A 15,291-nucleotide genomic window follows, 5' to 3' on the forward strand; every position below is an offset into this window, starting at 1 on the left:
TACCCAGGGGCAAGATCTACCAGCTTTCTAATCCAGCCGCCCGCTATTCAAGCCGAATAGGCGATCGGCCAGCGTCATGGCCCCATCTGGTCATGAGTGACATAGACGCTCGTGGTCGCGAGAGATCGTTGTAGCCGTTTGATCTGGACGCGCATTTGCACCCGCAGCTTGGCATCGGGATTTGAGAGCGGCTCGTCGAACAGGAACGCTACCGGCTCGCGCACGATGGCACGACCCATCGCTACGCGTTGCCGCTGACCGCCGGAGAGTTGGCGTGATTTGCGCTCGAGGAATGGTTCGATTTCAAGCGATCGTGCCTAAACACGCTTCCGAGACGAGAGGCGATCCAGCACTTCCTCCATCGCGGTGCAGACGCATGCCGCGCCTGAAATCGACAAGATCGCCCCTTTGGGCAGGGTCGCGACGAAATACAAAGCTGGTTGAAATATCGACGCAAATGAACCCCAGGCTTGCTGGTGCCATAAGTAGGCACTATGGTCCATAAGTCCGATTTTTTGACGGTGGGTCGTGGTCTTTAAAAGTGCCGTTGCAGCAAAGCGTAGGACGACTGCTTAGCGCCTTCATCGCTGTCGTTCGAACGTGCGGTTCACAGCCTTAGAAGCTGCCGTTCTGCCGCCAAGCCACCAAAGGCGGGCAAGGGATGGGTAGCAGTCAGTCGAACTTTCTTGCCGATGCGCCCCAAGCGACGTAGCTTCAACCGCGCGATCGATACTGGTTCGATGAAATTTACCTTCATCGAAGAGCGGTCGTGGTTGCACTTTCCTTGGCACATTGCCCGCAAATTGGGCGGCTGCTATGGTTCCTTGTTGAGGTTTGTGACAAATGGCAGGATAGCATGTCGACGGCCGAAAGCGCTCTCACCCGGCGCGAGCCCAAACAGAAACGTTCGCAGCAGACGGTAGAGGCGGTGCTTGAGGCGGTCCAACTTGTCGTCAAGCGCCACGGGATGCGTGCCATCACCACGAATCGGATCGCGGAGGCTGCCGGTGTCAGCATCGGGTCACTTTATCAGTATTTTCCTGACAAGCGCGCGATCTTCGCGGCCCTCCATGATCGACATGTCGACGAGGTACGACAGCTGATCGAGCAGACTATGGCCGCCTGCCGCTTGGCACCACTAGACGAATTCGCTCGTGAACTTGTCCAAGGCCTGATGAATGCGCATGCGGGCTTCGCGGACTTGCACAACGCCGTTTCGTCTGCCGTTCCGGAGAACGCTCTCGGCTTCAAGCGTGCCCTGCATCATTCTTTCAGACAGATGCTGTCGTACGACGAGCAGCAGCGGTACAGTCTCGATGAAAAGGAGCGAATGCTCTTTGTCCTTCCGGGAATGGTGGAGTCGCTCGTGCACGGGGCGGCGCATCAGGGGCGCGCCGCCCTTTCGCGCAATGGCGCCGAGGGCGAGGCAATCCGCGCCGTAGCGCTTTACGTGAATTCGTTTCAGGACATCGCGCCGAAACACTAGTGAAACGATGGGGCATTTTCGGCAGACCACTGATCGAACGAGATTGGTTCTCGCCTCAAAATCCGCCTTACCTCGCCCGTTACCATTTCAAGCCGTCCCTCGCGCACCGCGCGCCAGATGTCGACGAACGCTTCGGCATAAGGACCTTTGCCAGCCCATTCGACCGCGCGCGCGTATGCCTGCTGGTCAGATAATTCCTCGAAGCCGACAGGCTTGCCGATAGCCCTGCCTATCGCGGCGGCCATCTCCCCGTACGACAGCGCCTCGCGGCCTGTAATCACCAATGCCTGACCGTGATAGTCGAGTGTGGTCAGGGCGGTCACGGCGACGGCCGCGATGTCGTCTGGATGGATAAAAGCGATTTTGCCAGCGCCTGTGGACGAGCGCAGCATTCCATCTTTGCGGATGGAGTGCGACCAGCTGAGCGCGTTCGACATAAATCCGGCCGCCCGAATAAATGTGAACGCCGCTCCACTAGCGCGAATGGCGTCCTCACCGCGTGCGTGCCATGCGCCAGTGCCGACCCCGGATAGCACGTCCAAGGTAGAGAGCTTGACGATGTGCCGCACGCCTGAGTGGCGCGCAGCCAAGGCGACTGCGTGATCCTGCATGTCGAGATGCGGTCCGTCAGTCACGAGGAAAGCCGCGCCGACCCCGCTCAGCGCAGCATCCAGCGAGGAGCCGGGCCTTTCGAGGTCTCCGGTGTGGATTTCGACGCGGTTACCGAAAAGAGCTCTGGCCCTCTTCGCGTTGCGAACGAAAACGGAAGGACTTGCTCCAGAATCGAGCAGGCGCTGGGTAACCCGAGACCCGATGTTTCCCGTGGCGCCGAAAACGAGGTAATTCATTTGAGGCTGCTCCATCCCCGGATCACTTCGAGCGCCAGTCGCTTCTGACCCTCCAGAGTGAAATGCAGTCCGTCGCTCATCAGCAGCTCAGAAGGAGGTGGACTCCCCAACTTGGAGAAGGCGTCGACAACAGGCTCATCACCGTCTCGGACGATCTTCGCGACCCGCTCCAAGTCTTCGTTGCGAAACCGAACTCCGAACCTAGCCAAGCCCGAATGCGCGGCCACCTGTGCCTCGTTGACTGCGGGTGGAGTGATCCAGATGCTGCGCGCAGTAGTCTCCCGGGAGACGCGCTCACGCAGCTCCGCAATGTTGCGCGCCGTCTCCTCGCGATGGACGAGCGTCTTCATTGGATGCGGGCCCTGCGTCCGTGCGTCATCCGTTCCGACGAGAAAGAGAATCCAGTCGGGCCGGGAATTGACAATCCCGCCGACCCGCACTAGGCCGTGCGTCGTCGTTTCGCCGGCTACCGCGCTGATTGTGAACGATATCTGATCGGCGCTGCGGCGCATCGCGAGCATTTCTCTCAGGATCACTGCCCAAGACTGGGGTTCGGACGTCAAGCTGTCGCCGAACGCCACTATGCTGGCTCCCTTCCGCAGGGGGAGGTGATCGACCATCGATGCCACAGTGTGGTCGGAAAGCAAGGCGGTGGCCGCTTCCGAGGCCTCCTTCTGTAGACAGTCGAGTTCGTTTGCGTAGACCTCGACCGGCAGATTGAGAAGCCCGGCGTAGGCCGCCTCGCCGAGGCCAGAGCCGCCAGGGAGGAGGGCGAGCGTCCGCTCGGGTTGGATGACCTTCAAAAGCCAGCGCAGTTGTTCGTCCGACATCGATATTTCTCCACACTTGTACCGGTTGCACAAGACGAAGATAGGCGCGCCTTCGGAGCGTCGCTACTCGCATTACAGGCCAGTTAAATTCATGTAATTGTTATGTATTTTGGGGTTCAGTGAACTTTTCTTCAGATTTTGGCGTTGCTTGCCGCGTGCCTGACAGCCCTGGGCCGCCCCGAGACCACGCTATCTGCCGTCGCTCCCGAAGTTGGAATGACGCCTAGGCGGCAGCTTTCGGGGACTGGTCAAATCCGGCACAACGTCCGCAAGAAAGTCGGAGTTAGTTCGCTCGGACAACATGATTCCGTGGCAGGTCTTGCCTCAAGACCGGAATGTCCGCTCTCGGCCCCAAATCGGTCATTCCATCAAGGTCAAGCAGATGTATGCCATCGAAAAATAGGAGGCCGATGGCGTTTGTACCAACAGGGTCGTGCGTTCTAACCCTTTCAAGAGCATGACAACTTATACTGTCCATACTGCAGACATTGACGGCAGCCGCTGATCAGAACGTCGCTTGACTATATAAGGGCCTTAGATGGACTGCAGGTGCAGCGTCAAACGCAGCTAAACTCTATACTTAATTATAGAGGGTTTCTGATTTGCGGATCAAACAATGCCAGCCGTATAGAAAGGGTGCCCTGTTTGGACGTCAAACGAGGCAACACCGATCTCCTCGCTTGAACCATTATCGGAGGCCTTGAAAGCAGAGCTATGCCTTGTTCTTGCGCACAGCGTCTGCGACCGTCACCTTCTTAGGGATGAGCTTGAGCTCGAAAAAGGCGTCGGCGATGGCTTGCTGTTGTGCCACCACGGAGCCATCGAGACTGCTGATGCCATAGGATTGACGCTCTAGCGCCTTGACAAGGATAGGTTCCGGGATGCCGACCGACGGCGATAGTTCCGCGGCCGCCGCCGCGGTGTCGGACTTGGTCCATGCGTCAATTTCGGAAATAGCCTCGATCAGGACATCAACGGCTTCGCCGTGATTGTCGACCAGTGCGTTGGTGCCGAGGTAGAACTGATGGTTGGGAACGATGCCCTCACCGTTTCTAAGCTCTCGCGCTTCAAGCGCCACTTCTGCCGCCGCTTGAAAGGGATCCCAGATGACCCATGCATCGACTGCGCCCCTTTCGAAGGCTGCACGGCCGTCGGCTGGCGCGAGAAAGGATGGCTCGACGTCCGCATAGGTCAAGCCAGCTTCCTCAAGGGCCTTCACGAGCAGATAATGAACGTTCGAGCCCTTGTTGAAGGCGATTTTTTTCCCCTTCAAATCTGCAACGGTTTTTATAGAGCTATCTTTCGGGACAAGAATGGCTTCGCCGCGCGGGGCTGGCGGCTCATGTGCAATGTAGACAAGGGGAGCGTTCGCGGCCTGAGCGAAAATTGGCGGAGTTTCTCCGGTCGATCCGAAATCGACAGCACCAGCGTTCAGCGCCTCCAGAAGCTGGGGACCGCCAGGAAACTCGGCCCATTCAACCCGATAGTTGATTGCTTCGAGTTTCTTTTCCAGGGTTCCCTTGCCCTTGAGGAGCACCAGCGTTCCATATTTCTGGTACCCGATGCGCACGACCTTGTCGGCCGCCCTTGCAATTCGAATATTCGTTAGCGGCGCTGCGATAGCACCAGCTACGACCGCGGTGAAAGCCCGCCTTGTGATCTTCATCATGCCCTCCGAAACAAGCTCTAGCCAGACTAAAGTATCCTTATATTTTTTCTAGAATGTACATCCTGCGAAGCGGGCTTCTCCGGGAATCACTTTTTTATTCTGTCGGATTTCAGGCAAAGAACTGTGTCTCATGACGTGTTCGACGATCACCGCAGAGGCCCTTTTGGATCGCTGCCGGTAGTGTGGCGTCGGTCTCGAAATCAGTCATTCCATCGAGGTCAAGCCGATTTATGCAATGGAAAATCCGAGGTGGAATACTTTTGTAATATCAGGGTCGCGGGTTCTGATCGCTTCAAAAGCGTAGATCATTTCCGAACGCGCTTGCCTGCAGCGGAGCATCACCATGTCAGCCACTGCTTGATAGACTTGTGCACCAGAGTGGCCGCCGCTTTTCATCTCAAAAGTGTCTCCTCCCGTAGAAGTGGGGAGATGTACGGAGTTGTGTTACACTTCGGATCGACTTAAAAGTTGTGTATACAAATAAGAATTGGATATTTTGCTGTATTTGTGAATAGATATACATGTAGTTTCGTAATAATAATCAATTTCGATATTTATCCTCGGGCGGCGATAAATGAAGGACTGAAGCTACATGGCTCTTCCGTCGAAAAAATTGCCTCGAACATTTCTGATGGCGGTGCTGACGTCCCTTCGAAAGGCGTTCTTCAGCATCGCGATTACGAGTGCTGTGATCAGCGTACTGGCCCTGACAGGTTCCTTTTTTATGCTTCAGGTCTACGACCGGGTCATTCCCGGTCACAGCCTTTCGACACTGGTCGGTATTGCGATCATGGCTGCAACCCTTTTCGTGTTTCACGGCGCTCTTGAGCTGTTGCGTTCGATGCTCCTGGCGCACGTTGGCGTAGCGCTGGACGAGCGGATGAACGACAAGGTCTTTGCATCGCTGGTGCTTCAGCCACAAGTAATGCCACCGACAGGCGATGGAATGCAGTCGGTTCGCGATCTGGACAGAGTTCGGTCTTTTCTCTCCAGTACTGGTCCGATCGCCCTGTTCGACCTGCCATGGATACCGCTTTATCTCGGATTGTGCTTTCTTTTCCACTTCTGGATCGGGCTGACCGCGACCTGCGGTGCCATCGTCCTCATCGTTCTGACCGTTCTTGCCGAGATATTGTCGCAACGTCCGGCAGCCGAGGCGGCCAAACAGTCGGCAGCGCGCCTTGCCTTTGCTGAAGGTGCACGACGAAACTGGGAAGCAGTTGTCGCAATGGGTTTTGTCGGTCGGATGGCGGAGCGATGGGCCGATCTGAACGGCGCCTATCTCGAAAATCAACTTGCCGCCGCCAACGTAACTGGAATCCTGACGACCACCTCCCGCATCCTTCGCATGATGCTTCAGTCTGCCGTGCTTGCCGTCGGCGCAGTTCTCGTCATCCGGCAAGAAGCGACGGGTGGCATCATGATCGCAAGCTCGATCCTGGTCAGCCGGGCGCTCGCACCGGTGGAGCTTGCTATCGGCCAATGGAAGGCCTTCGTTGCCGCCCGGCAAAGCTGGTTGCGCCTTGTCAAACTGCTTGAAATCCTGCCTGCCGGAGAGCGGAGCATCAGCTTGCCGGCACCCAGATCAAAATTGACGGTGGACGGTTTGAGCCTCGCCTCTCCGGGAAGCCGTGAACTCATCCTTCGTAACATCTCGTTTGATATATCGGCCGGGACCATATTGGGTGTCATTGGCCCCAGTGCCTCGGGAAAGTCGTCGCTTGCGCGCGCGGTCACCGGCCTCTGGCCGACGACGATCGGCTCGGTACGCCTTGACCATGCCGCTCTCGCCCAATGGGATCCCTCGGAACTTGGGCGCCACATCGGCTATCTTCCACAGGATGTCAGCCTCTTCGATGGTTCGATTGCCGAGAACATCGCCCGCTTTGAAAAGCAGCCTTCATCGAAATTGGTTGTCGCTGCTGCAAAGTCTGCCGGCGTCTATGACATGATCGTGGAGTTGCCGCAGGGCTTCGATACGATGATCGGGGAGGGCGGCTCCCGGCTTTCCGCTGGGCAGCGGCAGCGCATTGCGCTTGCGCGAGCGCTCTATGGCGATCCGTTTTTGGTGGTGCTGGATGAACCCAATTCCAATCTCGATGCAGAAGGCGATGCGGCTCTGACCCAAGCTCTCCTCGGCGTTGGTGCGCGGGGCGGCATCGCAATGGTCATCGCCCACCGGCCGAGCGCTTTGGTGGCGGCCGACATGTTGATGGTCATTGCCGCGGGACGGCTGCAGGCGTTTGGACCTAAGGACATGGTCCTCGGAAAGCCGGTGAAGCAACCGATCAAACAGAGTGCGGTCCGCCTGATGGTCGCCGGCGAGGACGCCGGATCATGAGCACAGAAAAGCCGTCACCCAGCGAGCGTTCGATACGCCGGCTTTCCGTTGCGGCGTTAGGGACGATCGTCCTGCTCGTCGGCGTGATCGGTGGCCTTGCTGCGACCACGGAGATATCGGGTGCGGTCATTGCCCCCGGAACGCTTGCGGTCGACAGCTATGTAAAATCAGTTCAGCATCTCAAAGGGGGAGTTGTCGGCGACATTCAAGTCAAGAACGGTGATCGTGTCGATGCTGGCCAGCTTTTGATCCATCTCGACGATACGCAAACGAACGCCAATCTCGCGATCATACGAAAACGATTGGATGAACTGTCCGCGAGGACCGCGCGGCTGGTAGCCGAACGTGACGGCGCGCCAGCGATCGCCTTTTCGGCGGAACTGCTTTCGCGGGCCGACGAAGACGAGGTCTCGCGCACGATCGCCGGCGAGACGCGCCTGTTCGAAGACCGATTGGCATCCAGGCAAAGCCGCAAATCACAGCTGAGCGAGCGTATCCAGCAGCTGAGCCAGGAGGTGGACGGTTTGGTCGCGCAAGAGAATGGCAAGCGCAGGGAGATCGATCTGATCGCCAAGGAGCTTTCCAGCCTTCAGCGGCTGTTCGATAAGGGCATCATCCCTGCGGCGAAGGTCTATGCGCTGCAACGCGAGAGTGCCAGCCTGACCGGAGAACTCGGTAATCTCGTTTCGAGCGTCGCACAGGCGAAAGGCAAGATGACCGAGACCGAGCTGCAAATCACGCAAGTTGACGACGATCACAGCGCCGAGGTGTCGGAGCAACTGCGTCAGGCACAGAGCGACACCGGGCAATTCATGGAGCGACTGGTGGCCGCAAAGGATGATTTGAAGCGGATCGACATAAGAGCGCCGCAAGCCGGCATCATCGACCATCTGAGCGTGCATGCGGCGGGTGCCGTCATATCGCCCGGAGAAACCATTATGCAGATCGTGCCGGATCGGGACGCACTTGTCGCCGAGCTTAAACTTTCGCCGCAGGATATCGACCAGGTCACCATCGGGCAGCCGGTCATGCTCAGGTTTTCAGCGTTCAGTCAGCGGGATACGCCTCAACTGAACGCGCAAATCACTAAGATTTCCGCCGAGCCGACCACTGACCAGCATTCCAATGCAAGTTATTACGTCCTTCGCGCTCGCATATCGAAGGAGGAGTGGGGTCGGCTCGGAAAGCTCACTCCCGTCTCCGGCATGCCGGTCGAGGCCTTCTTGCAGACCGGTGATAGAACGGTACTGACCTATTTGACAAAGCCGATGGCCGATCAGATGGCTCGCGCTTTTCGCGAGGAATAGCGCCCCGCCGCTACATCGCTGCCGTCAATTCGCTGCAGCTGGAAAAAAGCTAGTCTGCAGGATCAATGGGATAGGAAGCAGGCTTGATTTGACCCTTGATTTTAGGGGGGTTCGGTCGCAAGCTTAAATTTCATTTAAGCTTGGAGGGGCCGAGATGATTAAGGTAGTTCCTATAACAACAGCGAATTTAACCGACCATCAAATCGGCTCGGACGATATATTGATAGCGCCGGATTCGACGAACATCCTTTATGGGGATGCCGGAGGCAGTCTGTTGGATCACTCCACGGGCGGCAACGATAATCTGACCATACATGGCTCGGGCAGCTTTTATGGCGATGCCGTCAGAAATATCGCTGATCACGCGATCGGTGGCGATGATTTTCTGTTCGTCCAAATAACCGGATCAAGCAGTACGACTACCAATTTGTATGGGGACGCGGGAGGAAGCCTCTCTGACAGCGCGAAAGGCGGCAACGACGTTTTCAGCGTAGCTCCAGGCCCAACCAACATCACGGTTGCCATGTATGGTGACGCCGGAAAGGATATGTCAGGGCACGCAGCGGGAGGCAACGATACGTTTCAGCTTTCTGCGTTTCAGAGCACTTTCACAATCTATGGCGACGCTGGCGGCAATATGAAGGATCATGCCGTCGGTGGCAACGACACAGTCACAGACAGTAGCTCCGAGGGCTTCGTTACATTCTACGGCGATGCGGGCAAGAACATGTCCGGCCATGCGCATGGTGGTAATGATGTTCTTAATACAGGCCTTGAAGACAGCGTAACGTTTTACGGCGATGCAGGTGGTGATCTCCGCGATCACGCCATTGGCGGCAACGATACCATGAACGTTGCGTCCGTCGGGGCAGTCCTGGCTTATGGCGACGCCAATAGCATGTCGGGCAATGCCCATGGTGGTAATGACAGCCTGATCGTCAGGGCGCAACAAAACGCAAATGACATGATCGTAGGTGATGCGCAAACAATGTCAGGCAATGCGTATGGAGGCGACGACGTACTGAACGTCTCTGCGGTTCGTCACACGGATGGGCCTATTACCCTGATTGGCGACGCCCAAAAGATGTCCGGTAATTCCCACGGCGGCAACGATACCCTGATCAGCGGCAACGGCAACGAGGACATGTGGGGTGATGCACAGGTAATGATCGGCCACGCCGAAGGTGGAAATGACACGTTTGTATTCAAGCCCAGTAACGGCAGTGACAAAATCGAGGATTTTGGTCAGGGCGCTTGCGGCCCAGGATCGAATTGGGGAGTCGATCACATTGACGTTTCGGCATTGGGAATCAAAGACTTCAGCCAGCTCAATATTATCTCAGCGTTCGATCCAGTTACGCACGACACCACGATTGCATTCGGTACGGGTGGTGTGGTCGTGCACAGTCAGCATGCGCTGCTGGCGCATGACTTTCTGTTCGCATAAGCAGCGGAGTTAAGGCCCTTTGGGGATGAGCCGAGAGGCAGCAGCGTCAATTTGACGAGGGTGCCATCGGACAGCGGGATATAGTACCCCCTGTATTGTCGCGTATTTTGCATTTTGTTGGCATTGCATGTTGGCGGTCCACGCAATGGCGAAAACCGGAGCGGACCAATTTGTCGTGGAGGTAGAGATGTCTACGATCGATCTTACCCAATACCAACTGACGTTTGACGACGAGTTCAACACGCGCAGCATTTCTCAGACAGGTAACGGCACGACTTGGGCCGATATCCGTCCGCAATGGCGCTACGACGCCAATTCCGATATCGGCTTTGGTCGTTCTTCATTCGTTGACCCTTCGTCGGGTTACGATCCCTTCAAAGTGAGCGACGGTGTGTTGACGATTACGGCCGTGCCCGACCACACCGCGTCCGGCTTCCCCGGCAGCTGGGAATCCGGTCTGATCACGACGCAGGGGCATTTTTCGCAAACATATGGCTACTTCGAGATGCGGGCTGATTTCTCGAACCTTCCGGGAGCATGGGCCGCGTTCTGGCTTCTGCCGGACAATATGATAGCCGATCCAAATAACGCCGGGCACTGGCAGGAACTTGACGTCGTCGAAAACTATGGAAGTTTCGAGAAGGGCATATATAGCGGCATTCATACGACCGATGCCGCGGCGAATCTTAACTGGCAACAAAATTTGCAGGTCTATAGCGAGCTCGCTCAGCCAACCGGTTTTCATACATATGGATTGGATTGGAATGCCGATACCCTAGGCTTCTACGTCGATGGCCAGCTTATGGGAACGAAGGCGACGCCGAGTGATATGCATGGGCCAATGTATCTCTTGGCCGATCTGGCCACGCAGGACGATCCCAATAACAATGCAGATATTACCAAAGCGCCGATTTCAGAACAGATCGATTATATCCGCGTGTATTCTCACCTTCCCGCTACCACTCCGACGCCTCCGGTAACCGTTCCTCCGCCAGTGGGCGACGGAACTACTATCGGTACCGGAGCCGACAAACTCGTTTTGTTGATCAGTGAGGATGCCTATCTTGGCGACGCCCAGTACAGGGTTACCGTCGACGGAATACAAATCGGTGATATACAAACGGCGCACTCTCCTCATGGCTCTGGCCAGTCAGATCACTTGGTGGTGCAGGGTGATTGGGGCCAAGGTGTCCATGATGCGAGCGTGACGTTCCTGAACGACGCGTGGGGCGGGACACCCACCACCGACCGAAATCTGTATTTGGATGGTGCTACCTACAACGGCGCGGATGTCTCCGGCGCGCAACATGCTTTGATGGGTGTCAGTGCATTCCACTTCAATATATATTCTGACCCTCCTGCTACCACCCCGACGCCTCCCGTAACCGTTCCTCCGCCAGCGAGCGGCGGAACCACGATCGGTACCGGAGCGGACAAACTCGTTTTGTCGATCAGCGAGGATGCCTATCTTGGCGACGCCCAGTACAGGGTTACCGTCGACGGAATACAAATCGGTGATATACAAACGGCGCACTCTCCTCACGGCTCTGGCCAGTCAGATCACTTGGTGGTGCAGGGTGATTGGGACAAAGGTGTCCATGATGCGAGCGTGACGTTCCTGAACGACGCGTGGGGCGGGACACCCACCACCGACCGAAATCTGTATTTGGATGGTGCTACCTACAACGGCGCGGATGTCTCCGGCGCGCAACATGCTTTGATGGGTGTCAGCGCGTTCCACTTCAACTTCTTCGATGTCTGAAGCCCGTGGTGATCACTGTTGGTGCATTCAGATCATTGGTGCCATGCAGGACTGCGTGGCGGCTGCCGCCGCTGCGCAGAAAGTTCCCGTCAAATGACAGCCTAGGATGAAGGGTGCTCGGCGCCCTCTTTTTGCCCGCTTCGCAACCGAGAGGATGGACGTCAGACAGACGGCGGTGATGGCTTCGCTAAAGCCTCTATTGAATCCATCGAACGTGCGGGGTTTCCATGGTCGTTTCCAAAATGGTGCCGCTCTTCAGTCTGGTGGCTCTCGCCGCCGTGCTCGCCTCCCTCGCTTTTGCAGCGCAAGACCTCGTCGCGCTCCGACAGGCCGACATGAAGGCCATGGCAACCGCTGCGAAAACCATGGCGGAGATGTTCCGCGACCCCGGCAGCTATTCGTCGATGGAATTCGAGAAGGCTGCCGCTGCGATCAGCGCCAAATCCGGTACGGTGCTGGCTGGTCATTTCGCTCAAGGATTGGATGATCCGGGCTCGAAGGCGAGCTCCGAGATCGGCGCCGAACGCGAACGCTTCGGCGCTTTGGCGAACGATCTGCGCGATTATGCGCGGGCGCTAGAGGCGGCTGCTGTCGAGAACCCCGGAGCGATGACAGAGAGCATGCGGATGAAGCCCGGCGAGGCGATGGGCGGAGGCCCGTTCGGGACTCACGTCCAGAGCAAGGCACAACTGGCATCCATTCCTGCCGAGCACATCTTCCACTTGATGATGCAGACCTGCACGACTTGCCACGCAAGGTTCAGGACGAGCCGGTAAGACATCGGACTTCCGCAACCTGCGGCAGCTTTCGTATCTTGCGTTCGCGAGGCGGTCAGACCGCGCACGGCCTCAAATCGGTACTTCCTGCGGACAAAGTCAATGTTCGTTACTGAGGAATTTCAGACAAATAACTTTTGTGACAACCGGGCCGCGGGTTCGAATCCGCTCAAGAGCTTCATCAGAGTTCTTCTAGGCTTTCATTGAGCGCCTCGATGTTGCGTAGCCGCTTGCGCCCTTCCACGCCGGCTTTTTCGAGGCAGCGGGTGATCAGCAGGTGGCATAGCGCCATGACCGCGGTGTGATTGAAGAGCGGGCCGGGGGCGAGCGTCTGGCACTGGAAATGCCAGGTCGCGCCGGTTTCGAACGCGGCGCCCTCGTCGGTGATGTAAAGAAGCTTCGCCTTCGACATGCGGATCTGTGCGAGAATGGTGTCGATCTGGGCGATCCGACGGCGCATGGCGAAGAAGACCACCACATCTTCCTCCCGCAGGCTGACGAGATGTTCGCCCAAAGTCTGCCCCGTGCCGGGGATCGCGACAATTTCCTCGATCACCTGCGTCAACTGCCATTGCAGGTAGGAGGCGAAAGGATGGCTGCTTCGGAAGCCGAGCACCCAGACCTTGCGGGCCGCCATCATGGCGTCGGTCACGGCTCTGATCCGGCCATCGGAAATGGAGAGAAACGTCGCTTCCAGATTGGCGATGCCTTGCGCGACATGCGCCTGCATCGACTGTGCCGCCGACGCATCGGCCGCCGCCGTCAGGAACAGCCGCGATCCCGTCTGCTTTTCCGCGCGCGCGTGGCGGCGCGCTTCTTCATAGGTTTGGTAGCCGAGGTGCTGGATGAAGCGGGTGACGGTCGCCTTGGAGACATGTGCAAGGGCCGCAAGTTCCTGCGCCGAATAGCTGGCGAGTTCGCCCGGAAAGTCGCAAACGAATTCGCCGAGCCGCTTTTCAGCAGGATGCAGATCGGGCAAGGCCTGCCTCACGCGATACAGGAACGATCTATCCTTCGGCACCGGAAACTCCTCCAAGACATCAGGGGACGGAATTTTGCGTGGAGTTCTCTGGCTTGCAACAGAAAAAGCATCCCGGTGACGGCGCGATGCGCTCATCGCCGTGGCCCCGCATTTGCCGTCCGTAGCCCGGCGATACGGGACAGGAGAAGTTCGACGGCGGAGCGGATCGGCGCGATCACCGGCGCAGGCATCTGCCGCTGCAGGTCGTCGGCCGCCTGTCCGAGCGGCCCGCCGCCGATGATGACGGCTTCCGCCCCATCCTTTTCGAAACATTCGCGCACGGCGACCGCGAGTGCCGCATGCAGGCGTTCGAGATCGGAGGCGAGGGCGACCGGGTCGCCGCTCGTCAGCCGCGTGCCCGTGAAGAGCGGGGAGATACCCAGCGCATCGGCCTTTGATGCGAAGCTCCCGACAAGGTTGGGCGTTACTGTCGCGATGCCGAAACGCCGTCCGCCGGCGGAAGCTTCCAGCATGCTCGCCTCGCAGATGCCGACGGCCGCAATGCCGGAGACCTCCCTTAGCCGCTCGAGCCCCGGGTCTCCGAAGGCGCTGACGATCAGCCCGTCCGAGCGACTGGCCGCGGCGACCCCCATGTCTACAACGCCCTCCGCTGCTGCCGAAAGCGCAGCAGCGTCGAGGATCATCGGCACGCCCCGGGCGGCGGTGACGCCCTCAATGGTGAATTCCTCGGGGAGATATTTTCGGGCGATCTCCGTCATCATCGCAGTGGTCTTCCGCGACGTGTTGGGGTTAATCAGGGTGATGTGCTTCATGTCGAGACCGGTATGTTATCGCCGGCCGCCTCCCTCTGTCTGTTTTTCATCATCCTAGTCCTCTTCAGGCATATTGCACACAGGCGACCTTCGAGGTTTCATCGGCTGCCACAAGCGCAGGTATTTCGGTTCGGCAGAGATCGGAGACTTGGGGGCAGCGCGGCGCGAATGCGCAGCCGGCCGGCATGTTGGCGAGATCCGGGGGCGCGCCGGGAATGGTGATCAGCCGGTCACGGCCATTGGCGAGCTCGACGCGGGCGCCGAGTAGTCCTCGCGTGTAGGGGTGCCGCGGGTCGCGGATGATGTCCCCCACCTTGCCTTCTTCAACGATCCGCCCGGCATACATGACGGCGATCCGGTCCGCGACTTCGGCGGCGACGCCGATATCGTGGGTCACGAAGATGACCGCGAGGCCGTATTCCTTCTGAAGCTCGCGGATCAAGAGCAGGATCTGGATCTGCACGGTGGCGTCGAGTGCCGTCGTCGGCTCATCGGCGAGCAGGACCTTCGGATTGCAGGCAAGCGCCATGGCGATCATCGATCGCTGCAGCATGCCGCCCGACATTTCATGCGGATAGTTCTGCAGCCGGCGCTCGGGGGAGGGAATCCTCACCTTCTGGAAAAGCGCAAGCGCCCGCGCCGCCGCTTCCGACCGCGAAATGCGTTCGTGCCGCATGATCGTCTCTTCGATCTGCCGGCCGAGCGTATAGACCGGGTCGAGCGCCAGCCGCGGCTCCTGGAAGACCATCGAGACGACCGCGCCGCGCAGCCCCGAAAGGTCGCGCGAGGAAAGCCCCATCACATCCTGCCCCGCGACGGACATCGAGCCTTCGATTTTGGTGCCTTTCGGATGCAGGCGCAGCAGCGAGCGCATGGTGACGCTCTTGCCGGAGCCCGATTCGCCAAGCAGCGCCACCACCTCGCCGGGCCGGACCGACAGGCTGACGCCGGTGACGGCCTTCACGGGCTTACGGCCGCGGTTGAAGGTGACGGAAAGGTTGTTGATGTTGATCATCGCATCGTTATGCATC

The 15,291-nt window shown here is 58.2% G+C and carries 13 protein-coding genes and 1 pseudogene; 6 read left to right on the forward strand and 8 right to left on the reverse strand.

All coding sequences use genetic code 11. The features are described 5' to 3' along the window. Positions 1-30: 30 nt before the first annotated feature. A pseudogene (locus AC13RE_RS25025) lies at positions 31-317 on the reverse strand (ATP-binding cassette domain-containing protein); the annotation flags it as partial. A 539-nt stretch (positions 318-856) separates the two neighbouring features. Here AC13RE_RS25025 and AC13RE_RS25030 point away from each other — a divergent pair. Then, positions 857-1,486 (forward strand): TetR/AcrR family transcriptional regulator, encoded by a 630-nt coding sequence (locus tag AC13RE_RS25030; RefSeq protein ID WP_488564919.1) that lies wholly within the window; start codon positions 857-859, stop codon positions 1,484-1,486. On the opposite strand, the gene AC13RE_RS25035 is transcribed toward AC13RE_RS25030, so the two are convergent. The 4 genes from AC13RE_RS25035 to AC13RE_RS25050 form a co-directional block, all read right to left on the reverse strand. Continuing rightward, entirely contained in the window at positions 1,483-2,334 is an 852-nt protein-coding gene (locus AC13RE_RS25035) for an NmrA family NAD(P)-binding protein (RefSeq protein ID WP_488564920.1), read from the reverse strand. The two genes, AC13RE_RS25030 and AC13RE_RS25035, sit on opposite strands and share 4 nt — an antisense overlap. Next, entirely contained in the window at positions 2,331-3,164 is an 834-nt protein-coding gene (locus AC13RE_RS25040; RefSeq protein ID WP_488564921.1) for an SGNH/GDSL hydrolase family protein, read from the reverse strand. The genes AC13RE_RS25035 and AC13RE_RS25040 overlap by 4 nt, the downstream gene beginning before the upstream one ends. Positions 3,165-3,876: 712 nt before the next feature. After that, a complete protein-coding gene (locus tag AC13RE_RS25045; RefSeq protein ID WP_488564983.1) occupies positions 3,877-4,830 on the reverse strand; it encodes a sulfonate ABC transporter substrate-binding protein in 954 nt (317 codons plus the stop codon). 231 nt (positions 4,831-5,061) lie between these two features. Then, positions 5,062-5,229, reverse strand: a complete 168-nt coding sequence (locus AC13RE_RS25050) for a hypothetical protein (protein WP_488564922.1) — start codon at positions 5,227-5,229, stop codon at positions 5,062-5,064. A 196-nt stretch (positions 5,230-5,425) separates the two neighbouring features. On the opposite strand from AC13RE_RS25050, the gene AC13RE_RS25055 reads away from it, so the two are divergent. The 5 genes from AC13RE_RS25055 to AC13RE_RS25075 all read left to right on the forward strand — a co-directional run bounded on the left by AC13RE_RS25055 (position 5,426) and on the right by AC13RE_RS25075 (position 12,466). Further along, positions 5,426-7,174, forward strand: coding sequence for a type I secretion system permease/ATPase (locus tag AC13RE_RS25055; protein ID WP_488564923.1), 1,749 nt, complete (start codon positions 5,426-5,428; stop codon positions 7,172-7,174). Further along, complete coding sequence (locus AC13RE_RS25060) at positions 7,171-8,481, forward strand: HlyD family type I secretion periplasmic adaptor subunit (protein ID WP_488564924.1); 1,311 nt, start codon at positions 7,171-7,173, stop codon at positions 8,479-8,481. The genes AC13RE_RS25055 and AC13RE_RS25060 overlap by 4 nt, the downstream gene beginning before the upstream one ends. Before the next feature lie 154 nt (positions 8,482-8,635). Continuing rightward, positions 8,636-9,928 carry a calcium-binding protein gene (locus AC13RE_RS25065; RefSeq protein ID WP_132718770.1) on the forward strand — a complete coding sequence of 431 codons (1,293 nt, stop codon included), beginning with the start codon at positions 8,636-8,638 and terminating at the stop codon, positions 9,926-9,928. A 187-nt stretch (positions 9,929-10,115) separates the two neighbouring features. Then, on the forward strand, positions 10,116-11,690 hold the full coding sequence (locus tag AC13RE_RS25070; RefSeq protein WP_488564925.1) for a carbohydrate-binding domain-containing protein: 1,575 nt from the start codon (positions 10,116-10,118) through the stop codon (positions 11,688-11,690). A gap of 227 nt (positions 11,691-11,917) precedes the next feature. Further along, on the forward strand, positions 11,918-12,466 hold the full coding sequence (locus tag AC13RE_RS25075) for a cytochrome c (protein WP_488564926.1): 549 nt from the start codon (positions 11,918-11,920) through the stop codon (positions 12,464-12,466). A gap of 181 nt (positions 12,467-12,647) precedes the next feature. Here the strand turns inward: AC13RE_RS25075 and AC13RE_RS25080 are convergent, their stop codons facing one another. The 3 genes from AC13RE_RS25080 to AC13RE_RS25090 form a co-directional block, all read right to left on the reverse strand. Further along, the gene (locus AC13RE_RS25080; RefSeq protein WP_488564927.1) at positions 12,648-13,487 is read right to left on the reverse strand and encodes a MurR/RpiR family transcriptional regulator; all 840 of its coding nucleotides are present in this window, start codon (positions 13,485-13,487) and stop codon (positions 12,648-12,650) included. Between the two features lie 92 nt (positions 13,488-13,579). Next, on the reverse strand, positions 13,580-14,260 hold the full coding sequence (locus AC13RE_RS25085) for an aspartate/glutamate racemase family protein (protein WP_488564928.1): 681 nt from the start codon (positions 14,258-14,260) through the stop codon (positions 13,580-13,582). Positions 14,261-14,324: 64 nt separating this feature from the next. Further along, entirely contained in the window at positions 14,325-15,290 is a 966-nt protein-coding gene (locus AC13RE_RS25090) for an ABC transporter ATP-binding protein (protein ID WP_488564929.1), read from the reverse strand. Position 15,291: the final 1 nt, after the last annotated feature.

It is taken from the genome of Martinezella sp. CNPSo 3959, from assembly GCF_057784355.1.

Coding starts and splice junctions, on each gene's coding strand:
- AC13RE_RS25055 (WP_488564923.1), top strand. CDS start 5,426: ATGGCTCTTCCGTCGAAAAAATTGCCTCGAACATTTCTGATGGCGGTG.
- AC13RE_RS25045 (WP_488564983.1), bottom strand. CDS start 4,830: ATGAAGATCACAAGGCGGGCTTTCACCGCGGTCGTAGCTGGTGCTATC.
- AC13RE_RS25040 (WP_488564921.1), bottom strand. CDS start 3,164: ATGTCGGACGAACAACTGCGCTGGCTTTTGAAGGTCATCCAACCCGAG.
- AC13RE_RS25060 (WP_488564924.1), top strand. CDS start 7,171: ATGAGCACAGAAAAGCCGTCACCCAGCGAGCGTTCGATACGCCGGCTT.
- AC13RE_RS25085 (WP_488564928.1), bottom strand. CDS start 14,260: ATGAAGCACATCACCCTGATTAACCCCAACACGTCGCGGAAGACCACT.
- AC13RE_RS25030 (WP_488564919.1), top strand. CDS start 857: ATGTCGACGGCCGAAAGCGCTCTCACCCGGCGCGAGCCCAAACAGAAA.
- AC13RE_RS25090 (WP_488564929.1), bottom strand. CDS start 15,290: ATGCATAACGATGCGATGATCAACATCAACAACCTTTCCGTCACCTTC.
- AC13RE_RS25070 (WP_488564925.1), top strand. CDS start 10,116: ATGTCTACGATCGATCTTACCCAATACCAACTGACGTTTGACGACGAG.
- AC13RE_RS25035 (WP_488564920.1), bottom strand. CDS start 2,334: ATGAATTACCTCGTTTTCGGCGCCACGGGAAACATCGGGTCTCGGGTT.
- AC13RE_RS25075 (WP_488564926.1), top strand. CDS start 11,918: ATGGTCGTTTCCAAAATGGTGCCGCTCTTCAGTCTGGTGGCTCTCGCC.
- AC13RE_RS25065 (WP_132718770.1), top strand. CDS start 8,636: ATGATTAAGGTAGTTCCTATAACAACAGCGAATTTAACCGACCATCAA.
- AC13RE_RS25050 (WP_488564922.1), bottom strand. CDS start 5,229: ATGAAAAGCGGCGGCCACTCTGGTGCACAAGTCTATCAAGCAGTGGCT.